At 40.3% G+C, this 23,695-nt stretch carries 15 protein-coding genes; 3 read left to right on the forward strand and 12 right to left on the reverse strand.

Annotation, left to right across the window (positions count from 1 at the left end; genetic code table 11):
* Window positions 1-301 precede the first annotated feature (301 nt).
* Window positions 302-1,246 (forward strand): alpha/beta fold hydrolase, encoded by a 945-nt coding sequence (locus tag K2F45_RS18485; RefSeq protein WP_075993458.1) that lies wholly within the window; start codon window positions 302-304, stop codon window positions 1,244-1,246.
* A gap of 147 nt (window positions 1,247-1,393) precedes the next feature.
* Here the strand turns inward: K2F45_RS18485 and K2F45_RS18490 are convergent, their stop codons facing one another.
* The 8 genes from K2F45_RS18490 to K2F45_RS18525 form a co-directional block, all read right to left on the reverse strand.
* Entirely contained in the window at window positions 1,394-2,494 is a 1,101-nt protein-coding gene (locus tag K2F45_RS18490; protein ID WP_248932007.1) for a family 43 glycosylhydrolase, read from the reverse strand.
* 41 nt (window positions 2,495-2,535) lie between these two features.
* Window positions 2,536-5,010 (reverse strand): glutaminase family protein, encoded by a 2,475-nt coding sequence (locus K2F45_RS18495; RefSeq protein WP_248932008.1) that lies wholly within the window; start codon window positions 5,008-5,010, stop codon window positions 2,536-2,538.
* A 90-nt stretch (window positions 5,011-5,100) separates the two neighbouring features.
* The gene (locus tag K2F45_RS18500; RefSeq protein ID WP_248932009.1) at window positions 5,101-6,945 is read right to left on the reverse strand and encodes a glycoside hydrolase family 2 protein; all 1,845 of its coding nucleotides are present in this window, start codon (window positions 6,943-6,945) and stop codon (window positions 5,101-5,103) included.
* Between the two features lie 40 nt (window positions 6,946-6,985).
* The gene (locus K2F45_RS18505; protein ID WP_248932010.1) at window positions 6,986-9,031 is read right to left on the reverse strand and encodes a beta-L-arabinofuranosidase domain-containing protein; all 2,046 of its coding nucleotides are present in this window, start codon (window positions 9,029-9,031) and stop codon (window positions 6,986-6,988) included.
* A gap of 2 nt (window positions 9,032-9,033) precedes the next feature.
* Window positions 9,034-9,708: a DUF3823 domain-containing protein gene (locus K2F45_RS18510; protein WP_248932011.1), complete on the reverse strand. Its 675-nt coding sequence runs from the start codon at window positions 9,706-9,708 to the stop codon at window positions 9,034-9,036.
* A 10-nt stretch (window positions 9,709-9,718) separates the two neighbouring features.
* Window positions 9,719-11,542 carry a RagB/SusD family nutrient uptake outer membrane protein gene (locus K2F45_RS18515; RefSeq protein WP_248932012.1) on the reverse strand — a complete coding sequence of 608 codons (1,824 nt, stop codon included), beginning with the start codon at window positions 11,540-11,542 and terminating at the stop codon, window positions 9,719-9,721.
* Window positions 11,543-11,546: 4 nt separating this feature from the next.
* Entirely contained in the window at window positions 11,547-14,738 is a 3,192-nt protein-coding gene (locus K2F45_RS18520) for a SusC/RagA family TonB-linked outer membrane protein (protein WP_248932013.1), read from the reverse strand.
* 201 nt (window positions 14,739-14,939) lie between these two features.
* On the reverse strand, window positions 14,940-16,100 hold the full coding sequence (locus tag K2F45_RS18525; protein WP_248932014.1) for an aldose epimerase family protein: 1,161 nt from the start codon (window positions 16,098-16,100) through the stop codon (window positions 14,940-14,942).
* A gap of 173 nt (window positions 16,101-16,273) precedes the next feature.
* Between K2F45_RS18525 and K2F45_RS18530 the strand changes: the two genes are divergently transcribed.
* Both K2F45_RS18530 and K2F45_RS18535 read left to right on the forward strand, forming a co-directional pair.
* On the forward strand, window positions 16,274-19,429 hold the full coding sequence (locus K2F45_RS18530; RefSeq protein ID WP_248932015.1) for a sensor histidine kinase: 3,156 nt from the start codon (window positions 16,274-16,276) through the stop codon (window positions 19,427-19,429).
* 2 nt (window positions 19,430-19,431) lie between these two features.
* Window positions 19,432-20,211: a response regulator transcription factor gene (locus K2F45_RS18535; protein ID WP_075993465.1), complete on the forward strand. Its 780-nt coding sequence runs from the start codon at window positions 19,432-19,434 to the stop codon at window positions 20,209-20,211.
* A 52-nt stretch (window positions 20,212-20,263) separates the two neighbouring features.
* On the opposite strand, the gene K2F45_RS18540 is transcribed toward K2F45_RS18535, so the two are convergent.
* The 4 genes from K2F45_RS18540 to K2F45_RS18555 form a co-directional block, all read right to left on the reverse strand.
* Entirely contained in the window at window positions 20,264-21,727 is a 1,464-nt protein-coding gene (locus K2F45_RS18540) for a glycoside hydrolase family 76 protein (RefSeq protein WP_248932016.1), read from the reverse strand.
* Window positions 21,728-21,891: 164 nt separating this feature from the next.
* Window positions 21,892-22,641, reverse strand: coding sequence for a YoaK family protein (locus K2F45_RS18545; RefSeq protein ID WP_248932017.1), 750 nt, complete (start codon window positions 22,639-22,641; stop codon window positions 21,892-21,894).
* Window positions 22,625-23,125, reverse strand: a complete 501-nt coding sequence (locus K2F45_RS18550; RefSeq protein ID WP_248932018.1) for a hypothetical protein — start codon at window positions 23,123-23,125, stop codon at window positions 22,625-22,627. The genes K2F45_RS18545 and K2F45_RS18550 overlap by 17 nt, the downstream gene beginning before the upstream one ends.
* On the reverse strand, window positions 23,112-23,630 hold the full coding sequence (locus K2F45_RS18555; protein WP_248932019.1) for a hypothetical protein: 519 nt from the start codon (window positions 23,628-23,630) through the stop codon (window positions 23,112-23,114). Before K2F45_RS18555 ends, K2F45_RS18550 begins: the two co-directional genes overlap by 14 nt.
* Window positions 23,631-23,695 lie beyond the last annotated feature (65 nt).

Genomic DNA, 23,695 nt, shown 5'->3' on the forward strand with positions numbered 1-23,695 from the left:
AATATAAGTGTAAATGCGTATATTTTAAGAACAAGGGAGCTTTCCGAATTCGATTTTGTACAACAATTTCTGCATACAGAGAAGCCCATGTTTAAAATAGAACAACTACTTTATTTAAATTAATTCTAAATTAATGCAAATCTAAAAAATATTCCCAAACCACAAAAATTAATCGTGCTAATTTTCATTGATCAACTGCCCTTAAAGCCTTTCGGTCTCATCCGAACAAAATCGGAAAGAAGATTGTTAAACTTGCAAATGCACTAAAATTATCTTAGTTTACTTAAAATAAAGAGGTATAATGAGCAAGGTAGCATCCAATTTTTATACAATCAGCGCGACGACTGAAAATGAACATAAAATTTTCTATCGTTTGTATGTACCCGACGACAATCAGATAGTAGCAACAATACTCCTGGTACATGGCATGCAGGAACATAGTGGTCGGTATGAAGAATTGGCCAATTATCTGACTACACAGAATTTTGCGGTTCTAACCTACGATCAACTGGGTCATGGAAAGACAGCTCTAGATGCCGATCAATTGGGGTATTTTAAACAGCATGGGGCTAAAGAACAACTCATTGATGACGCCATTACAATGAGTAATTTCTTGAGAAAAACATATCCGCAACCGCCTCAATTTATTTTAGGGCATTCCATGGGATCCTTTGTCACACGCTGCGTTTTACAAAAAATTGGCCAGCAATATAAGGGGGCCATTATCGTGGGGACAGGCCAACGTCAAAAAGGTTCCACAGCTTTTCGCCTTTTACTCACGCTGCTCAATAGTATTGCCCCAAAAAGAAGAAGTAAATTGATCAACCGTATTTTTGACAGGCGTAATAATGCTCGATTTAAGAACGAGCCCAACCAAAATAACAGCAATTGGTTAAGCGTAAGCAAGACAAACCGTATTTCATTTTTGGAAGATCCACTTTGTGGGGGATTGTTTACCAACAATGGATTTCATACCGTGTTAGATCTTTCCTTGCAAGCGACAGATATCGAAGCTACCAAGAATATCCCAAAAAATCTTCCAATTGTATTTATCAGCGGACAGGATGATCCAATTGGAGATTTTGGAATGGGCGTTGAAAAGAGCGTAGCGCAGTTAATTGCACAGGGGCAGACCGATATAACCATTAAATTATATCCAGGCATGCGGCATGAAATTTTAAATGAAGACTGCAAAATGGAGGTATTCCAGTTCATCAGCACCTGGCTTCATCGCCATTTAGTTTAGTTTCCGGCTGTAATATTTCCGAATAGGCTCATCTAAATATTTAAAGACCAATTAAGCTAAAAAAATCAACACTAGCAAACTAATCACCATACCCGCCCCTATTCCGTTGGACAACGCTGGGCGATCAGATGCTAGCTATTGAAAATTCTATTTAAAATTAAACGTTGGGGCCCGTTGCGCTGCAACACTGCTGGTTGCCCCTTCAATTTTGGGCCAGTCCTTATCCCAGATAATCTGATCCAAAAATAGCATCCGACGATTTCCCCCCGTCGCAACACGAGGCCGCTTTGGGTCCATGCCATGATAGAGTATCCAATCTTTTCCCTTATCGTCTGTAATAATGCGCGAAGTATGACCTGTCCCCACAAATTGATCATTACCCTTTAACAACAACGTTCCACTCCCCCGCTGTGTAAGATTACGCCCCTCTTGATCGGTATAAGGTCCCTTCAGCTTGCGAGAGCGACCCACAAGAACATGATAACTGCTTTTTTCTCCTTCACAACAGGAGCCTTTGGATCCGATAAAGTAGTAATATCCTTTCCGTTTATGGATCACCACAGCTTCAAAATCCCCAGCAGCAACTTTAAATTTTTTAGTTAAATCGGGTACCGCAGTCCCATTTTCATCGAGTTCAACACCATATGTTCCCTGCGTATTCGCATCACTAAAACTACCCCAGAACAGATAATTCTGCCCATTTTCTGTAAAAAAATAAGGGTCTATTGAATTAGGTACATCGATCTCCTTACTATCAAAAAGTTTACCTTGATCGATAAAGGGGCCTTCCGGTCTATCGGCTAGGGCTACACCAATACCGGGGTTGGGGTCTCCCCATGTTGAATAAGCATAATATAAGATATACTTACCATTTAACCGCACCACATCTGGTGCCCAGATTCCCCCCTCGGCTTTCCAGCTCGGTTTTGAGCTGAAGGCCGTGCCAATCCAGTTCCAATGAGCAAGATCAGCCGATTGTAGAATAGACACCAAACGCTGTCCCTTTCCGTCGCCCCAATTGTCGGCTGTCCCGTACGCATAGAACATTTTGCTCTGAGGATCTCTAACGACTGTAGGATCAGCAAGTATAGGCTCAAAAACCGGATTGCTGTAGGTCTTATGCTGAGCCGTAGCATTTGTTATTTGACCCGACTGCTTAACTGAACCTGGAGAGCTTCCGCAGGAGCTCAACAAGTTCAGTACGACAACTCCGCCGATCCAATATCTGAACAACATTGCATTCAACATCTTATTATTTTTTTATATTATTTTCTTCATCACAGGAAAAGCTATTTTGCTTTTCCCAATTTCTCTTCCAACATTTTGATAAAATAGCCCCCAACAACGGATCTTGCTTTAAATCCAGCTCTCTTAGGACGGTCTGTATACGTCCAATCCGACATGGGAACACGGTCTGTTGTTTCGTTCATAAAATGGTAGACTGGCTTTAAAAATGCCTCAAAGGTAGGCTTGTCATTTGCCATGGTCGCCGTCCAAATAATCCAATCGGTTTTGGTATAAGGCTGACGATTGTCCAGGGGAAGTCCATATTTATTTTGTTTACCGAGATAGTATTTAATTTCAGTTTCACGAATAGAAGGGTCAAAAATATCCATCTTAAGCAATTTATCCCAGACCATATTATACTTTTGGCTCCAAGTTCCGGTTTTATCAAAAGTCAACTTATAGTGATCTCCATCTTCAGCCATCTCTTTCCATTTCATAGCCATTGCTTTTGCTTCGGCCAGATACTTTTTCGCCGTAGCCTCTTCACCAAGCATTTGGGCTAGATAACCGTAAGATGCAATACCTAAAATAGCTTTAATTGATAAATTGGCATTATGCGCAAAATGGCCCGCGAAATCATCTGTGCACAACTGATTTTCGGGGTCAAGGCCTTTATCTACTAAATAATCTACCCAGGTAGACAACACTTTCCAATGTTTTTTGGCATAAGCTGCATTTCCTTCGACCTTTGCTAAAGCATAAGTTAATATCAACATATTTCCCGATTCTTCGACAGGCATATCTCCACCGTAAGTTTGGCCATTCGCCAAAGGATAGGTCCCAACATCATGTGCAGCAAAAGGTTTTGTCCACTTATTGCTTTCACTATAATAAAAAATGGCGTTCATTAGTGCTTTTGCCAGTTCCGGATTATAGTAAAGGAAAATCGGAGCCGAAGGATAGGTTACATCAACAGTTCCTATTGACCCATTGCTGTCATTTTCTTTAGACAGTAAAAGTAGATCGCCATTGGGTGCTTTTACAAGTTTATGAGCGGCGATTGCCTGCCTATAGGCCAAGGCACATAATGCAGCATAGTCCTCACCTCCGTTGCGCAAAGCTGTACCCCATAATTCGGCATCAAATTTATCAGCAGCCTTTTTGAGAGCAGTATACTCTTTGTCGGCCAGTTCAAATTGTTTCTCAATGGAACTATTTCCATTGGTATTCCAATAAGGTCGTAAATTTTGTCCAAAATATTGGATGGAGTACAGGTCATCATACCCCAACAAGATCTTATCCTGGTAGCTTGATGAGACATCAAAAGTTTGCATCAGCGCCAATTGTTGTCCTCCATTTGAAGAAGAGCTATTTTCACTCTTCAGAAAATTAGACCGTAATTGATGGCTACTTCCGACCGCGGACTTTGTCTTTGATTTTGCACCAGCCATATAGAAATACCCCCAATCTATCCGTAGGTCGTCACCTTTCCTTCCTAGAACCTGCTGGCTTTTGCTTCCTGTCTTTACAAACTGGAGATTTCCTGAAACAAAGGAACTGCTTGCAGCATCTTGAAGTGGAGAATTCAGTGCCCAATTTGGTGCTGCCTCCAAATAAAGTTGTACCTGGTGTTTCTTGCCATCCTTCGCATGGACCGTATAGGAAAGATAATTTACGGGTCTAGCCATTAAGTCCAATTTATCCAGAAACATCGGTGCAGTAAATGTAATATTTAAATCGACCGGCCCGCAGTTAAACGAATAATGTGTTTGTGTTGCCTGCACATTGGAAGCGATCTGCTTCGCTTCATTGTCGAATTGAATACTACCTTCTTTTTCTGTAAAGAGTCCAAAATCAAAATATCCATTAGCTACCCTATTATAGCAATAACCCGCGAGTATATTTTTTCCTTTCTTCAATGTTTTTACGACATGATCGGGCAGCTTGACCCGACTATTTTTACCTGTCGAATTGCCTGTATTAGCAACCTCAATACCGTTGACGTACAAAATAGCGTCATCGTCATGTGTAAATTCGATATATACGGATTTGCCTGTAAGATCCTCACTCAGGTCAACTTCTCTTCTAACCCAAATTTTAGGTTCCTGCCAATCAGTCTCCACATTGGGTTCTTTATCCTTGGTACCAAATGGCGCTGCCCCCGTCTCCCATTGCCGTGCATCAAATGAAGGTTTCATCCAGTCTGAGGCGGGTTCATTGACAACATAACTTCCGGTCCAAGCCGCATGTTCACCCATCCGCGCCAAAGGCAAGAGTTCAACTTCTTCTTTACCTAAGAAGCGATAGGATTTCCCATCCACTTTAAGGACGCCCAATAAGGGGAAGGATTTTCCGGTCCAATGGCGTACAACATCCGCATTCAATTCGTTGCTATACGACCAGGCACTTGTATTGGGGTCAATTGTTACTAAAGGATAGGCAGGCGCGCGAAGATCATTCTTAAGGATTTGTTTTTGTGCAAACGACGATACCGATTGACATACAATAGCCGTTGCAATTAGTAATTTTAATTTCATTGATTTTGTATAAAACAGGTTTAGGTTGACAGGTATACTTTCAGCGATAAATTTAGGCCGCAACCCGTGTTGCGGCCATATCGCTATCAATTATTTGGTAGGTGCATTATAAAGCGCCTGATGTGCAGCTTTTAATTCTGCTTCAGGCATTTTGACAACTTTACGATCATAGGTCATCAAACCATTTGTTTCTACTTCCACATCTGTTGTTTGTGTATAAACAGCGGCAGACAATCCCATAGGAATTAGACGTGTCAAGTCATGGATCAGACGTTTATAGCGCTCCAATAATTCCGTTTTATTTTTAAAACTTTGGTATCCCCAGTTGTCTTTTTGTTGCCAGGAGTGCCCATCGATCGGTAATCCCAGGCCACCAAATTCACCCAAAGCAAGCACTTGTTTGGCGCCGAATAAATTTGGATCAGGCATGGCTGCATCGGGATAATTATGGATATCCAAGATATGTCCAGTTTCCATAAAGTTACCACCGCTGGCACTATTTACGAGTCTTGAAGGGTCATTGGCCATTGTCCATTCCGTTATTTCCTTCGTTTTGAATTGCCCCCAAGCCTCATTAAAAGGTACCCAGATGACAATACTTGGGTAATTGTGCAACACTTCCATAATGGTTTTCCACTCTTTTCTGTAATACCCTTCAGATTCCTGCGAACGTACTTTATCCCTATTTCCTCCTGAAATCTTTCCTGGTTGCATATCCCAATGGTTTCCGCCAAGATCGCCGCTAGGCATATCTTGCCAGACAAGCATCCCTATACTATCGCAGTAACGGTACCAGCGCGCCGGTTCTACTTTGATATGTTTACGGATCATATTGAATCCCATTTCCTTTGTTTTGACAACATCAAACTTCAGCGCTTCATCTGTTGGTGCTGTATGTAGACCATCTGGCCACCAGCCTTGATCCAATGGACCATATTGGAAGGTAAACTTATTGTTTAACATTAAACGTTGAACGCCATTTTCGTCTTTCTGCATAGCTATTTTCCGCATGGCAAAATAGCTTTTCGCCTGATCTACGACTTTTCCTTTTCGAATCAGCTGAATTTCTAGATCATAGAGCTTAGGGTTACTTGGGGACCATGGCTCCAGATTAGGTACCGAAAGATCGAAAGAAGTATTCGGTTGTCCTATTTGTTCTTTAATAACCTTTCCGCCATCCAATGCACGCACCTTTATTTCGTCACCGGCTTGACTTCCTTCTACCGAAGCCTGAAAGGCCAAGACTCCATCGTCCAAACGCGGAGTCTGTTTGGTACTCACGATGTAAGTTTGGGGGACACTTTCTAACCAAACGGTCTGCCAAATTCCCGTCACTGGTGTATACCATATACCATTCGGCTTGTTCACCTGTTTACCCCGTGGTTGTGGACCATCATCAGTCGGATCCCATACCCGAATAGCTATTTCCTGTTTCGCTCCTTTCTTTAGGAAGCTTGTCACATCCATCGAAAATGGATCAAAACCACCTTCATGTCTTCCGACCAATTGGTTATTTACATACACATCACATTGCCAATCTACGGCACCGAAATGCAACAGCACCTTATTTTTATGGACAGACTTGTCCAATGTTATAGTATTATTATACCATAACGCTTTATCTTTCCCGACCTCTTTACCAACACCGGACAATGCCGATTCAATAGCAAAAGGAACAAGGATATTTCCGTCCCATTGACGAGGAATCTCTTTAGTACCTACTGGAGTGACAGCATATTTCCATAGCCCATTTAAATTCTGCCAGTTATTGGTTCTGGTTAATTGTGGTCTAGGATATTCAGGATGTGGCTTTTGTGCCGTTACTTTCTCGCCCCAAGGGGTTAATATATGTGACCCTGCTGGTTTCCAATTCTGAGCAAAGTTCAATTGTGCTGCCATCATCAAACTGGCAAAAAGTAAGGTTTTCTTCATCATAAAAAATCGTTAAGTCATTTATTTATATATCGTATTTACATTATTTCACAGTTGGAAAAGCAGCAATGCGCAAACGTGCTGCTCCCATGGGAATCAGTTCAACTTCCTGCACCGCACCCTTGCTTTCCACCGGACTCAGTGGCAATACGCCCGTTAGTCCATTTTCATCAATTTTCCATCCATCAATACGTTTCGCTTTCACAAGAATCGAAATTGGTACTGCTTCTGCGTCGAAAGGAAATGCATCTTTAGGCCATGGTCGTTTGACCACTTTTAGTTGGTCAACAGCTTGTAGCTGATTTTGTACAAGTCCGTAATTCCAGTCACTTGCAGGAAGGATTTCATAGGATGGCCATTTTGATGGATCTGCAGTCTCCTGCCATTTAGAATCCCCAATTGCCGAAGCCTTACTATCCTTTTTCACATAATTCTCTTTGATTTTGAGTGCATAGGTCAATGGTCCACGCTGGATACTAACTGAATTTTTACTGGCAGTCCATGTTTTCAGATCTATGGTCATCGGTAAGGAGAGTTCGACCTTGTCGCCGTCTTTCCATTTCCGTTCAATCCGAATATATTTTGCTCCAGCTTCTATAGCCTGACTTTTACCATTAACCGTTACTTTGACTTGTTTCGCCCAGGCAGGTATACGGAGATAAAAGGGAAAATCAACCGTTTTACCCCGTGTTCCTATTTCAAATCGCAGCGAATCTTCAAACGGATAATTGGATTCTTGTCTGATCTGAATGGATTGATTGTTTCCGACTTTGACTTCAGCTTTTGATGCGGCATAAAGTACTGCCGCAACACCATTATCATTCGTTGCCATATACAGATGCTCCGCATAATATGGCCAACCCTGACTGTGATTATGTTGGCAACAACGTGAACTGAAAGGGTTCATCATTAAAAATGGTCCATTATTATCAATCCCGGGAGCATGATTATGGCTATCGCTGATAGTCATATTAGGGCTCGTGATATAGCGTAATGCTTTAAAATCGGCTGTCACAGCGGCTGGGTAGGTATTAAAAGCAACTTCCTCCGCATGATCCGCCCAAAAAGGATCGCCTGTTATCCCGAGAAGGATTTCATTGGAAGCCATCTGCTCCACCATTCCACAGGTTTCCACTCCCTGACGGGGATCGGTATATCCCGGACGTGCATTTTCATCGGCACCGAACATGCCGCCCGGAACCTGACCAAATACTTGTCTGACGAAATGAAAATTATCGTAGGTTGCGTTAAGATCTGCAGTCGACTGGCTTTTCAGATAATAGGTTGCTGGCTCTCTAAAACACTGCGCTACGTTGACATTATGCCAATTGGGCAAATCATCTTTCTGCCGCCAATTGGCTGTATTCCGATGGATTTTATCCGCTAAATCCATCAACCATTCATTACCTTGTGTTCTGTTATAGAGCCAAAATACGGATAGCAAATTGTCACCACCACGACTGTTTTCCCAATAATCCTTGAGAAAAAAACTATCCGGCAAATTGGCCTGCCATTTAAAATAATTGGTCATCAACGTTAAAACACGCTGGTCACCGCTATATTCATAATAGGACTGCAAACACCATAACATCAACATATTCCCCCAAAGATCAGGTTTGTTATTACGCAGGATCAATGGGCCAAAGTATCCATCAGGACGCTGGCTTCTTAGCGCGGCCTCTAACCAGATTTTTGACTCTGCTATTATCTTAGGATCTTTCAAGATGTAGCCCAAATTAGCGTAGCCTTTTAACCAATAAGGAACTTCTTCCCAGCCATAATCTCCTTTCCCATCCGTACTTAACCAAGCGTTATTTTTCTTCGATAGCCAAGCGCTAATTTCTCCCAGATGGCCTGTAAGACCATCTTTCTGCAGCTCCAGATACTTCCCGAGCCAACCTTCCGGGACGATACTGCCCACGGGTAATTTTAGCAAGGCATTCTGTCTTAAAGGAGCCCTATTATTCAGATATTGCGTATTCTTTCCGGTTAATGGTAATTGGTCTACAGCTGTTGCTATTCCCGTTTGTGCAGACGTAACAAGACCGATGCCCATTAATAGGCTTACAAAGCTAATTCTTTTGATCATTGTTATTTCAATTTCTTAGGTGAACTATCATATAGCGCCTCGGTGATACCGCTTATCTTCAAGCCCACACGCGCATGCACTGCAGCACTCTTGGTCAAAATATCTTTGATATCCAGCTCCAGATCGACATGCCCCGAACTAATTCCAGTTTTTTCCATCTTATAAGTATATTGACCCAAATCCACGAATTTTGTATCATTGACCAATAAGGTGGCAAAATCAATCGTTCTTGAAGCATCTATTGTCTTGACGTCAAAAGAAGCTTTCAGCATATTCCCTTGAACATTATAGGTAATATTACTCATGGTATAATAAGGTTTAACCGGGTACTCGATGCTTGTATTGCCCCTCACATCAACCAGCACTGTATCCGCACTATTCAGCCAGGGGCCATTTCCGCTGGTTGCCACCAATTTGTACTGCCCGTCGAAGAGTTTTGCCGCAAATGAACCGTCCTGCGTCACATACACATTAATAGCAGATCGAAGCGGAAAACCATCTTGCCATAGCTGAAGTGAAACGGACTGGTTTGATCCTCTTACTCCTAGAGGTTCTGAATTGTAGGTTACACGACCGTTCAGTGTACTTTTAGGGGCATCATAGTTATCTTTGCCACACGCAAATACACCTACGATCAAACACAAACTGACTATTAATTTACAAAAAAAAGTTTTCATAAGGATAATGCTATTGATAAGGATTTCGAACTAACTTCGGATTGTTATTAATCCAATCTTGATCGATGAAATTATAATAGTTCTGATATTTAAAATTTCGTGGATAGAGCGTATGACTCGATTTCTGTTTCTCAAAAACCCATTTACCATCGTTCGGATCCCCCGGAGCATATATTTTGTATGGAAATAGGGCATAGTGTACCGCATTGTAATTATCAGCGCTTCCGTTCCAGATTTCATGGGCAATTCGCAAACGCTTCAGATCCCAATAACGATGATCTTCGAAGGCAAATTCAACCCGGCGCTCCTGAATAATATCATTCAGGGAAATGGTTGTCAATGCCTGTATCCCCGCACGCTCCCTAATCTTATTGACATATCCCGTCAACTCGGCTTGTGGTTTACCAAGCTCTAGGCCTGCCTCTGCAGCGATCAACAAAAATTCAGCATAACGGAAGCGCACAAACCAAATATCCGACCCACGCCCACGAGTAGAGGCATCTTTATTTTCGTCGATAAATTTCCGGATATTAAATCCAGTTTTGTTGACATACATATCGTTGGAAGTCGTAGGTCCATCTTTGCTTGTAATAATTCCTCCGAATTTGGAATCTGAAGTACCGGGTATTGCGGTCATCGTCTTCCAAACACCTCCTTCTTTATATCTAACGCCTGCTTGGTAAGTGATTTTGGTACCAGCAAAATCAGCACCAGAGTAAATTACAGTACCATACAGACGCGCGTCCTTATGGGCGAATATCTCTTCGGGATTGTTATAGTAAATGTAATCTCCCGTAGCAGTCTTCGTTTTCAATGCTCCATTTCGATCATCTGTATACTCAAATGCTTCCACCAAATTTAAAACAGGCGTAACAAAATTGGCATCAATATCTCCACGGACCGATGAGGCAATGTTATTGTTGGTGAAAAAATGTGTTTCACCTGGATACGCATAATCCTTGGCCCAAATAACTTCATTGCTACTTGATTTTGAACTTACAGCAAGATAGAAGTTCTTTCCTTTATCGGCATTTCCATTATAGAGGGCATAAGGGCTATTGTTGATAATATCCAATGCTGATTCGTAAGCAATCTGGTAATATTTATTGGCGTCCGCCGCAGGGATTCCCACCTCGTTACCTGCTGTTTTGACGTCTGGCGTTTTATAGTTATACTTCGCTATTGAGGCGGCGTATAGACTGGCCCGCGCCTTAAGTGCCAAAGCTGTCCATTTATTAGCTCTAGCTGAATTTATGGTTTTCTCTGTACCGAGCATTTTAGCGGCTTCGGTACATTCGTTAATCACGTAATTATAACTCTCTGCTTCTGTTGATCGCGGTGTCTGCAACTCTGCTGGATCCATGCCACCCGTATAATCATAGATCTTATCACCCACCAAAGGAACTCCGCCCAAACGCTTGATCATATTAAAGTAGGTCCAAGCACGAATAAATCTGGCCTCGCCTTCGATGCTCTTTTTATTATTTTCGTCCAATGATGATTGACGAACACCTACGATAAATTGATTGAGATTGCGAATTAGTTCATAATCGTACATACGCCAAAAGTCATTCGGAAATTCCTGCATCGTATTGGGGCCACCGCTTGAAAATCCTGCCTCATCTAACATCGCAAAAGATCCATTGTCTCCAAATTGCTGTCCCCAGCTAATCCGCCCATAATAATTCGCTAGAACAGATTTTATCATATTCTGATCCGAAAATATCTGATCGTCGGTAAAAATAGCCTGTGATTCCCGTTCCAAAAATTTATTGCAGCTTGAAAATGTACATACGAGACATACACCCAATAAAATAACGTTCTTATTTATCATCTTATTAAAAAGTTAAGGTAACACCAACGTTTATAACTTTGTTTGTTGGGTACTGAACGCCCGAATCACTTGTGATTTCTGGATCGATCTTCATATCACCCAAATTATCTATGCTAAACAGATTCTGCATCATGGTATATATCCTCAATTTCTGAATTCCTCGAGGTTTCATCCATTTCTCCGGTAAAGTATATCCGATCTGCAGGTTTCTTAATTTCAAATAGTTGACATTGGTAAGCCAGAAGTCGCTATGCCAATAATTACTATGATCTCTATTTCCTTTAATTAATGTAGGGTACTTTCCTGGGATCAAGGCACTATTTGGATCCGTAATATCGCTCAGCATCCACTGGTTTTCCATATAGTATTGCGGATTGTTGCCACCATCATGGAAAGGGAAAACAGCTTCATAACTGGGATTAAAAGAAGCAAAAGCTGCTCCGGTGAAATCCATTGCCAAATCAAATCCCTTAAATTGGCCGCCAAGGTTAATTCCGTAATTGAAATAAGGAAGACCGCCTTGTCGATATCCGATTGGCCGTTCATCCAGCTCATTGATCACTTTATCGCCATTAATATCTTCATACTTAATATCACCCGGCCGTAATGATGAGTTGCCTTTACGGTCATTGTCTATATCATAATTGGCAATTTCTTCCCACGACTGGAATTGTCCAATGGAATGTAATCCCCAATTGAGAAAGGCATAACGGTCATAGATCGATTTTCGATATTGATCCAAAGAGTTTCCAAAACGTGGTTTATATTGTTCGCCGTCAGTTTGCCGTGCGAAAGTGAAATTACCGCCTACGAAATAGTTAAATCCATTGACGCTACTCCGCCACATTAATGATCCATCGATACCTTGATGAATATCCGAATTCAGATTTTCATAAGGTAAACTAAAGCCTACTTCATTCGGTATCAATACATCTTCTCGCTTGGCAGGCAGTCCTGTTCTTTTTCGACGGAAGACATCTACCGAACCTGTTAATTTACCTTTTAGTGTACTAAAGTCCAAACCAACATTTAGCATATGGGCCTGAATCCAAGAAAGCGTTTTAACGGGAAGGCCACGTGCTTGAGAACCGATAACATACTTCCCGTCAATTGTCGAACCGACGATATTTTGATAGCCATCACGGACTGGTTTTCGGAAATAATTATATCCACTTAGATAACCAAAAGCAAAATATTCCCAGGCATCCAAATTATCATCGCCCAATACACCGTAAGATCCCCTTAACTTCACATCGTCAAATACCTTTCTCATACCTTCAGACCAGAACTTTTCAGATGAAACACGCCAGCCTGCAGATACCGAAGGAAAAAATCCCCATCGGCTTCCTGGCGCGAATTTCCATGAACCGTCATAGCGCGAAGAAAGCTCCAAAAGATACTTCTGGTCATAATCATAATTGACCCTACCTGCAAAACCGGCTCTCGCCTGGGTATTCACTCCAGTATCATTGTAGGTGTCCATCGTCTGAAAATAGATCAAACTCAAGGCATTAGAGGCTGGACGATCGTGTACATAAACATCTGGATTATCCCTTTTTATGGACTCCGCAGCAAGCACGGCATTGATTCCATGTTTGCCGAATCGCTTGTTATAATTTAAGGTAAATTGGGTTGAGATTTCTTCAACCTGCGAAATAGATCTCTCCCGCCAAGGGTTGTCCATGCTAAAAGTTACCGGGTACGTATCTGTCTTCTCATCGTAGCCATATAGTTTATAGGTAAACTCCTGATTATCCATCCATTTATTGGCCAGATAATAGCCTACTGTTCCCTTAGCGATCAAATCATTTGTGATCTTATATTCCGCATTAAAATTTAACTGCATCACCCGCCATTTTTCCTGATAAGTACCGGACAGATCATAATTCAGCATCGCAAAGTTAGTTTCCGCATTGGGCGATGTCTGCGTTGGATATAAAGGATTGTCGTTGGCAAAAGGCCGTGCAGTAGGCAGGTTGCGATATATCGCAAATAAAGCCTGCCAAGTATCGTCAGCACCAGGTACACCCGGTTGTTTGCGCTGTTCGATCCGCCCATTCAAATTAGCACCAATCTTTAATCGTTTTGATACGTTCGCGTCAATATTCATCTGCACATTGGTACGATTGAAGCCGCCGTAATTACGAATGATGGACTGCTGGTCCAGATGCCCTACACTCAGGTAATAATTAATTTTTTCGGACCCACCACTGACATTACCCGAGATATAAGTTTGTGGGCTAGTTTTGAGAATATAATCATACCAATCAAAAGGACGATATCCCTTCTCGGTACCTTGTTGCCATTTTTCGAGATCTGCCAACGTATATTGTGGATGTTCAGTTCCGAGAATAGCATCAGACTGAATATAGCTTTTGATATAAGTACTGGCATCGGCTGGCTTGGGAAAACGAAACATACTCTGCCAGCCATAATATGAATTGATATTAAAGGTATTATTATCGCCACGCTTCCCCTTCTTTGTCGTCACCACAACAACGCCGTTGGCAGCACGCACACCATAAATAGCAGCAGACGCATCCTTTAATACCGAAACCGATTCAATATCATTGAAATCTAAATTATTGAACTGCCCTTCATCCTTTTGAACACCGTCGATCACATATAAGGGTGTCCCCATATTGCGGATACTAATTCCTGTTGGAGCTCCAGGACGCCCATCCGACATCCTGCTGTTAACACCGGCGATCTTCCCTACTAAGGCTCCAGACGTTGTTGTAGCAACAGATCTGGAGATATCCTGAGAAGAAATTGCGGTGATTGCACCGGTAACGGATTCTTTCTTCTGCGTACCGTAACCTACAACGACCACTTCATCAATGCGCGAATTTTCATCTTCCAAAGTGATTGCCAAGTCAGCGATTGCCATCACTTCTTTGGAAAGGTAGCCTACAGATCTTATGGTCAAAAGTTCACCGGCATTGACACCTGTCAAGTTAAAATTACCTTTCGCATCTGTTGAGACTGCAATATTGGGTTTTGATTTCAATGCGACCGTCGCTCCTACTATAGGATTGCCATCCTTATCCTTAACAACCCCTTTTATTGCTTTTTGCAACTCGATCCCTTCTGAAGAAACCGGAATTAAATTAGCTCCCTTTGCTAAGGGGATAAAACTGCTCGCACAGCAGAGCAATGTAGCAGATAGTGGCAGACATTTAAGACCCTTAAACATACCTAGATTGATTAGTTTGTATAATTGATTTGTCCAAAATTAAGGTATATTCAATCGTACAGACTTTCGTTTTTTCTCAAAAAACTGCCTATTTGTATCAAATAAATAAAATAGACCTAAAACGTTTTAAAGTCTATTATAAAGAGAAAGTACACCTCTTTTCAGTGGTGTACTTTCAAACCAATCATTATTAAATATGTATTATTTTACCGAAAAACGATACAGGGATTTCGTTTGATAAACTTGCCCGGGGTTTAGGACAGTTGTTGGAAAATTAGGTTGGTTTGGGGCATCCGGAAAATGCTGCGGTTCGAGGCAAAAGGCCGTACGAAAGGAATCTTTTTTTCCATTCTTCAATTGCACTTGTTCATTCATAAAATTACCGCTATAAAATTGTATTCCAGGTTCTGCGGTCAGAATATCCATAACAATACCCGATTTATCTCCAATCACATGGGCTGCTTTGTACCACTCACCATCTTTCTCCTTGCTTAAGACAAAGTTGTGATCATAGCCCTTTCCAAAGCTCAGTTGCTGATCATTGGCATTAATATCTTTTCCTATTGGTTTCAAGATTGTAAAATCAAAAGCTGTTCCCTTTACCGGTGCTAATTGCCCTGTTGGTATGAGTGTACTATCCACTGGTGTGTATTCATTAGCAAACAATTGAAGCTGATGATCCAGAATTGTACCGCTTCCCTCACCATTTAAATTAAAGTAAGCATGGTTGGTCAAATTGATCACCGTCTTTTTATCGGAAGTAGCACGATAGGCAATCATCAATTCATTATTATCGTTAAGCGTATAGGTCACTTCCATCTGGATGTTTCCTGGAAAACCCTCGTGTCCATCAGGTAAGGTATAAGCAAAAGTAAGAGACGATTTATCTGACGATTTTAAGGTCCAATTGGCAAAATGCACACCTTTAAAACCTCCATGCAGTGTATTAGGACCGTTATTTACCGCCAATGTATAGGTTTTATCATCCAACTTAAATTTTCCCTTAGCAATCCGATTACCAAAAGGCCCTACAATAGTACCAAAAAATGGTTCTTTGGGATTATTATAATCAGCCGCTTTAGAAAAACCCAAAACAACATCGCATAACTCCCCCTTATTGTCAGGCACCCATAATCCCACTAAACGTGCACCAAAATTGGTAAAATAAGCTTGTACGCCATTTTTATTGCTCAGTTCATATAGATAAGCCTGTTTTTGATCAATAGTTCCGCTGAACTGTGCGGTATCCATGTAGGCCGATAAAGAATCTGCTTTTGAAGTTTTGGAACCAGTCGATTGCTGACAAGACACACAAAATGCCAGCATTGCAGAAAGACCAAGCAAGGTCAATTTTCCTCTCATTCGTAATATTTTAAATGGTTTATAATCTTTGTTTAGATAGAACATACGTCCTTTTCTAGATTTTTTATAATTTTAACGCTTACAATATATAAGCTAAAGTCTTAAATTTTTCAGAAATTTTAAGATTAAATTGTTTCATTTTAGCACTATTTTGTATCAATAACCAAATGATCATGATCAACCTAAAGCCTTTACGTCTTCTATTTTTTCTGTTGCTCCCCTCGTTGCTCCATGCACAGCCCTATTATTTCAATCATTATCAAATCAATGAAGGATTGTCTAACAATGCTGTCATTTGTAGTATGCAAGATAGTCAGGGCTTTCTCTGGTTCGGTACAAAAGATGGGTTAAATCGTTTTGATGGTAATAATTTCAAACATTTTGATGCATCAAAATCCGGAAAAAATAGTCTGGGGGGCAATAATATCATTTCATTAAAAGAAGATTTTCGAAAGAGAATTTGGATTGGTACAGATCAGGGAATCTATTGTTACAACCCCGTCGATGAACAATTTAGACTGCTGAGTAAACAATTTGAAAATGCGGACGTCCCTGTTATTATTACCGATCAACGCAAAAGGATCTGGTTTATATCAAATGGAATGCTCTATTGCCATGATTTAGTTAGTCATGCAATTCAACAATTTACAAAATCAGATCTCTATATTACGTCCATCAGCTGCACAAAAAATGGAGCTGTATTTTTTGGAACTCCTGAAGGCAAAATCTTCCAAATAGGTCCTTCCGGAAAACCCGTACTCATGCTTGACTTTCAAGCAAAATATGGTGCTAAGGATTGGTTTAGTATTGAGAAAATAATGGAAAACCGCGACGGAGACTTATTGATTGGTACTTCAAAAACTGGTGTTTATTGCTATCGCTTTCAAGATAAATCCCTTAAGTCTATCCTTGGACCAGATCAACTGCATCAATTTCTCTATGTCAGAGATATTATACAGCCAAATGATCATGAATATTGGTTTGCAACGGAGTCTGGCCTCTTCATTTATCAAATTGCTAGCCGACGTTACATCAACATTCAGAAAGAACAAGAAAACCCTTGGGGTATATCTGACAATGCCATTTATAACATCCTACAGGATAAGGATGAGGGTATTTGGCTGGGAACCTATTTTGGTGGGATCAACTATTATCATAAGAACAATAGTATCATCGAAAAATTCCTCCCACAAGATCGCCCCGGGAGCCTAAAAGGCTCTGTTGTACGCATTATCAAAAAAGATATCGATCAGAATATATGGATAGGCACCGAAAATGGAGGACTATCTAAACTGGACCCTAAGTCGGGTAATATCCAAAACTTTTCCGATAAGCAGGGAAATCTGGCAAACAATAATATCCATGGCGTTCTTCCTATTGGTGATAAACTACTGATCGGCACCTTCGTCAATGGCCTGGACATATTTTCGCCAAAGCTTCAAAAAGTCATTTATCACATCGATCGCAATAACAATGCAACCCCTTCTGATCTACAAAGCAATTTTCTATTTTATCTCTATAAAACTCGAAAAGGAGACATTATAGCTGCATCAACTCGTGGCTTATACCGGTTTAACTTTGAAAAAAAGTCTTTTCACCTCATTGATAATGTCCCCGAATACATGTTTTACACGACTATTTTGGAAGATAAAGAGGGAAATATCTGGGTAGGTACATGGCGCGATGGGCTATTTTGCTATAATCCGACCACACGTTATTTCAAACATTATACACATCATCAGAATGACCCCAATTCTTTGCCTAACAATAGGGTCAATAGTCTATTTGAGGATTCAAAAAATCAAATTTGGATCGCCACTGAAGGTGGAATGGCTAAGAAGAAATTAAATCAGGACAGTTTTGAAAACATTGGCCTGGAAGAAGGAATGCCCAGTAACGTAACGCTCGCATTTTTAGAAGACAAACAACAGAATCTCTGGGTAAGTACCTCTAAAGGGCTGGTACGCTTTCATCTGCCCAATGGCAGAAAACGGATCTTCAACTTGGAGTCAGGCCTACCGACGATTCAGTTCAATTACAATTCATCTTTTGATGACGACAATGGGAACTTCTACTTCGGTACCATCAATGGCCTTATACGTTTCAACCCGGAAAAACTAAACCAAATTAACTATAAGAATCAAATACCGATTTATATCACTAATTTTTACATCAACAATAGAGCGATCAATCAATATACCGATGCAAGTATTTTATCCAAATCAATCTTATTCACAAAAAATATCAAACTAAAACACGACGAATCATCCTTCAGTCTTGATTTTGCGGCATTACACTACCAAGCCCCCCACTCTATTCACTATAGTTATAAAATGGATGGTCTTGACGACAATTGGATAGACATTACAAGCAATCAACGTGCTTACTTCACCAAACTTGCGCCTGGGAACTATGTTTTTACCGTAAAAGCGGAGGATCCAAATGGTAATACAATACCCACCTTTGCTAGTCTTAAAATCACGATTCTTCCTCCTATATGGGCAAGTATACCGGCTTTTGTTTGCTACGCACTAATCCTTGTGGGGCTCATTGTATTTGTTATTCATCATTTCAATGAAAAGATCAAACAACGCAATCGACAACACCTTCTAACCGTACAAAATCTACGTGAGCAAGAACTCTACCGCTCAAAAATCAATTTTTACACCGATGTTGCCCATGAAATACGCACACCATTGACATTGATCAAGGCCCCCTTAGAGAAGCTTATGGATAAGGTAGATCACAATCCTGTAACAGACAAGCTATTATTGACCATGCAGAACAATACGGAGAAGTTGATTGCGCTTAGTAACCAATTACTGGATTTTAGACAGGTCGAAACGGAAGGATTCAAATTACACTTTGAGTCAGAAAACATAAGCCAAACGGTTCAGGAAATCATCAACAATTTTACGGTCACACTCCAGGCACAGGGAAAGCAGATTGTGTCACACATTATGCCGGATATTATAGGTCAAGTCGATATCGACGCATTCGACAAGATTTGTTACAACTTATTGAATAATGCCCTTAAATATTCCTCATCCTATATTGAAGTGAATTTGAATATGGATAAACAGAAAAATATCTTTATATTGACCGTGAAAAACGACGGAGCTTTAATTCCTTCAGAAGAAAGGGAAAGAATTTTTGAACCATTCAATCGTTTAAAGCAAAATAAGAATGTTCCCGGAAGTGGTCTAGGCTTGGCATTGACAAGATCCCTAACCTTAAAACACCAAGGTACCTTGTTATATAGTACAAACGACCTCCAATTGAACGTATTTAGCTTGACGTTACCGTTGAATCACAATACAAACCCATAATTATGAATGCCAAATCCAATTTATTATTAGTAGATGATCATACCGAACTGCTTGAATTTATTGCGGATGATCTCAATGAAGATTATCAGATAACAACGAGTTCTAATGGAAGAGAAGCCCTAGATTTATTAGCCTCTGAATATTTCGATCTGATCGTAAGTGATGTAATGATGCCAGAAATGGATGGTTTTGAGCTCTGTCAAAAAATTAAGGAGGATATCGCTTATGCACATATTCCAGTTATACTTTTGACAGCAAAAAATAGTATTGAATCAAAAATTCAGGGTTTAGAATTTGGTGCCGACGCTTACATTGAAAAACCTTTTTCGCCCGCTTTTTTAAGAGCACAAATAGCCAGTTTATTAAAGAATAGAGTTAAGGTCAAGGAGTTTTTTATTAAAAATCCGATGTCACAAATCCAACAGATCGGGCAAAATCAAAGTGAACAAGAGTTCTTGCTGAAGATTGAAGAAATCATTATGCAACATCTCGATGATCCCCAGTTTAATGTCGATAGAATGGCCGATATTCTCTGCATGAGCAGACCTACACTCTATCGCAAAATCAATGTGGTATCCAGCCTATCACCCAATGAACTGATTAATTTAACTCGGCTCAGAAAAGCAGCAGAACTGCTTATTCAAAAACAATATAAAGTTTACGAAATTTCTAATTTATTGGGCTACAGTTCCGCTACTCATTTCTCACGTAATTTTCAAAAGCAGTTTGGACAGAGCCCTACCGAATTTCAGGACGCTCAAACTGCTTTATCTAAATCTTGACCGAGCAAATAATCATATCTGAATAAAAATAGGTGTCCGTCTAGGCGCACACCTATTGTGTTGATTCAACTTGCGCAAGTGTTGCATACTGTGCTGCATAAGTGAACATGAACATTCCTTCCAAATCATTCTTACTTTTATCAGCTGCCCAGCCTCCAAGCAAATCATTCGGCAGAAATCCATCTTTCAAGAAGTGGGTATAGCCATAATCTAAGTTATCCTGAAAAGATTTTGCATAGACTCCAGCTTTGCTATAATTCGGAGATATAGCAGTATATCCTCTTAATAATACGCCGTTAAACCAATTATTAAAACCATCTGTCGCATAGGTATAGTGCTCAGGAATCTGCTGCCCTAACTTTCCAAAATAAGTAAAAGTCGCGTCGGCCAGTTTCTTGCCATCTTCTAAATAGCTTTTTGCTTTCGTAACACGATATAAGTCGGCTGCTCCAGAAATCATCGTTCCACTATTATAGGAAAATGCTGTTCCAACCGCTTTTCTGAGCTGGGTATTTTTTCGGTATTGTACACCGTTGACCGTTTCATAAGCTATCGAACAATCTGGAAAACAATCACCCATCATATCCGCATAAACACCTTTTTCATTAAGAAGATATGCCTTTTGCCAGTCATAAATCCTTTTAGCATAACGGAGATAAAAATCGCTCTTCTTCTCTTTTTTAGAAATACGAGTTAGTTTATCTTTCGGATCAATGGAATGCGCAACGATTTGATCTCCTTTCTTTTTATAGATTTCATACAATGCAACAAGCGGACTAATAATCGGTGCATTACTACAGGCATGCTTAGTTACATATCCTGGGCCCCATGGGATTCCACCATGCTCTTTCCCTTTCTCATCCAAAGTACAGTCCCAACCATCAAGAACATAAGCAGTAAGGTATTCAGCTTCTTGCAAATAGCGTTCTTGCCCAGTCAAATGATAAGCTTCCAATAATTCCCGTACTAGCCACATCTGATCATCATAGACATTCAGTACTCCCGTTACATTTGCTTTTCCTTTTTCTCGGACGCGATCGACAGCATACACCGTCCATTCTTTATGTTGTGTAAAAGATGTTAGCGTAAATGTCCCTAAATAATAAGCTGCATTTGCATGAAGCTTAGCCAATAAATCCACATAGCGGGAATAATACTTTCCGTAAAGCTCGGTATTACCTGCCTTTTGTTGCTTTTTCAAGCCGCTCAACACAGCATTTACAGCTTCTATGGAAGCAGAGTACATCCATACACTCGCTTTTTCTTCGGATCGAACCTGCGTAAATGGATTATAAAAACGATGCATTTTGAAATCGTCATCGGAGAAATAAACTTCCATTGATCGATCAATTAACTGAATTGCTCGTAAAAGATTCTGTTGGTTTTTATGTTGATCATGTACTGATCTTTGGCTGTGCAATTCTTGCGCACAAACCTGTTTTACACAGAGCGGTGATACTGACAGAGAAATTAGAGAGAGTGCCCAAAAAGGCCGGATGGAAAAGAATTTGATCATGATACGGTTTTAAATTGATTAAGTAGTCTTTCATGCGCATTGGTAGAGCGTGATAACCGAGGTTGAAGATAAGCATTTTTCGGACAAAAAAAATCGCATTTTTTGAAATGCGATTAAAAAATATTTGCCCTTTTGCTTAGTTAACCAAGAACTTTCTCGGTCAACTAAGCTGCCACTGGCTGGCGATGACGATTCACAAATTGCTTTTTCAATAGATACAACTTGTAATGGTCGTACAAACCAATGATTAAAAGAACAAAACAAACCACGTAAAATGTCTTATTCGATAAATAGGTGAATGAAATACCGCTCACAAGCCCTCCCATGACATAGGCTCCCACGATACTCAGCAGTAAATGGAATTTGTCGACCAATGCCTTATTGCTTCGGTTCGACTCCTTAGTGAACATCGAAATCAATATTGCTAAATCTGTCGTTAGTCCTGTCAAGTGTGTCGTTTTCACAACAGAATTCGATATGCTCGCTGTTAAACCATTTTGTAATCCCATTGCAAACAGCAACGCCCCGACAAGAATCTCTGTTTCTTTCAAAGAATCTTCATAAAATACATCAAGATATATCCCGACAAATAATATACTCAGTATTTCTAATGCCAAAGGAATGGAATGTGTCAGATAGGAGCTAAAACGTCCTTTACCATGAATGATGATAAGATTCGAAAGCATACTCCCGACTAAAAAAAGTAAAATCCAAAATAGCACTACTGCACCTTGATACCAATTTCCTTTCGCTAGCTCCTGCGCAAAGACAGCATAATATCCCGTAACATTAGAGGTAAACGAAAAAAAGACAATGACAGATGCGACATTGACCATTCCTGCAGAAAATGCAGTTATTGCCCCTAATTTGATATTATCTTGAATCGTCCTATGGTTACTATATTTTCTCAGCATACTTCTCTTTTCCTCCTTTCTTCAGCACAATACGTGCAATTCCTTTCGTCTGCATATCCAAATTGAGATGCAGCACCAATTGGTTTTTATTCAATTTTTGTATGACAAAGCTCTCTATAAGCTTATCATTTTTCCGAAGCTCAAGGATATGGCCTCGTCCTTTCAAAAACCAATTGTATTGTTTGTCCTCATGATGGGCAATAAAATTTTTGTCACCCATTTTTTCAAAATGCCATAACCCATCCTGCAAGGGTGGAAGGTGAGCGATTGCAGCATCTTTTATTCCCTCATGTATAACCGCCTGTTTTTTGAACGTTGGAGACTTCTCCACTTTCTCAAAGTACCAACCTTGCTCTTCCCACTCCCCTTCTAAAAGCCGCTCGGGGTTTTCATAAAACATAACCATCGAACTAGCACCTAAAAGCAAAAAGGACAACAGCACGAAGTTGAACCTTGCCAATATTTTTCTCTTAATAGTTAACATCCCATTTCTTGTTAAAAAATAAATCCGCCAAGACATTTCCCCCCGTTTTGCTTGTCCCAGGTCTCGCTACAATCGATACATTCTTCTGTTTACTTTTACTCAAGTGAAGCAAAGCCTGTCCGACGTCGAAAAAATGCCGTGTTCTTTTTTCAAATTCATAATCTGTGGGAACTTTGACTTCATCAATCCGAGCTCCGTGCAAATAATGTTGTAAATAATTGAGATTGTCAGAGCCGATGATATCTGTATAGATATTTAGCTTACGATTTTCATAACGATGACAGATCATCTGGCAGGCCTTCAAAAAGTCCTCCGATTGAAGATTACTGAGTTGGTCATCCAATGTGATTCCCAATAGTTCGCTGATCGATGTACTGCTCTTATTACCATAGACAAGAATGATATCAAGTTCTTCGGCTGTCGATTGCTCTATACTATGAATCACAAAAAAAAGTGAATCAATCGTAAAATCACTTGGAATCAATACACGCATTGCCTTTGCCATATCCAATTATTTTTATACAAAATTAATAGGTCATCATGGCAACCGAATGAATCTGGAATTAACTT

The sequence above is a fragment of the Sphingobacterium siyangense genome (assembly GCF_023277505.1).
In the GTDB taxonomy this organism is placed as follows: domain Bacteria; phylum Bacteroidota; class Bacteroidia; order Sphingobacteriales; family Sphingobacteriaceae; genus Sphingobacterium; species Sphingobacterium siyangense.

Coding starts and splice junctions, on each gene's coding strand:
- K2F45_RS18485 (WP_075993458.1), top strand. CDS start 302: ATGAGCAAGGTAGCATCCAATTTTTATACAATCAGCGCGACGACTGAA.
- K2F45_RS18490 (WP_248932007.1), bottom strand. CDS start 2,494: ATGTTGAATGCAATGTTGTTCAGATATTGGATCGGCGGAGTTGTCGTA.
- K2F45_RS18495 (WP_248932008.1), bottom strand. CDS start 5,010: ATGAAATTAAAATTACTAATTGCAACGGCTATTGTATGTCAATCGGTA.
- K2F45_RS18500 (WP_248932009.1), bottom strand. CDS start 6,945: ATGATGAAGAAAACCTTACTTTTTGCCAGTTTGATGATGGCAGCACAA.
- K2F45_RS18505 (WP_248932010.1), bottom strand. CDS start 9,031: ATGATCAAAAGAATTAGCTTTGTAAGCCTATTAATGGGCATCGGTCTT.
- K2F45_RS18510 (WP_248932011.1), bottom strand. CDS start 9,708: ATGAAAACTTTTTTTTGTAAATTAATAGTCAGTTTGTGTTTGATCGTA.
- K2F45_RS18515 (WP_248932012.1), bottom strand. CDS start 11,542: ATGATAAATAAGAACGTTATTTTATTGGGTGTATGTCTCGTATGTACA.
- K2F45_RS18520 (WP_248932013.1), bottom strand. CDS start 14,738: ATGTTTAAGGGTCTTAAATGTCTGCCACTATCTGCTACATTGCTCTGC.
- K2F45_RS18525 (WP_248932014.1), bottom strand. CDS start 16,100: ATGAGAGGAAAATTGACCTTGCTTGGTCTTTCTGCAATGCTGGCATTT.
- K2F45_RS18530 (WP_248932015.1), top strand. CDS start 16,274: ATGATCAACCTAAAGCCTTTACGTCTTCTATTTTTTCTGTTGCTCCCC.
- K2F45_RS18535 (WP_075993465.1), top strand. CDS start 19,432: ATGAATGCCAAATCCAATTTATTATTAGTAGATGATCATACCGAACTG.
- K2F45_RS18540 (WP_248932016.1), bottom strand. CDS start 21,727: ATGATCAAATTCTTTTCCATCCGGCCTTTTTGGGCACTCTCTCTAATT.
- K2F45_RS18545 (WP_248932017.1), bottom strand. CDS start 22,641: ATGCTGAGAAAATATAGTAACCATAGGACGATTCAAGATAATATCAAA.
- K2F45_RS18550 (WP_248932018.1), bottom strand. CDS start 23,125: ATGTTAACTATTAAGAGAAAAATATTGGCAAGGTTCAACTTCGTGCTG.
- K2F45_RS18555 (WP_248932019.1), bottom strand. CDS start 23,630: ATGGCAAAGGCAATGCGTGTATTGATTCCAAGTGATTTTACGATTGAT.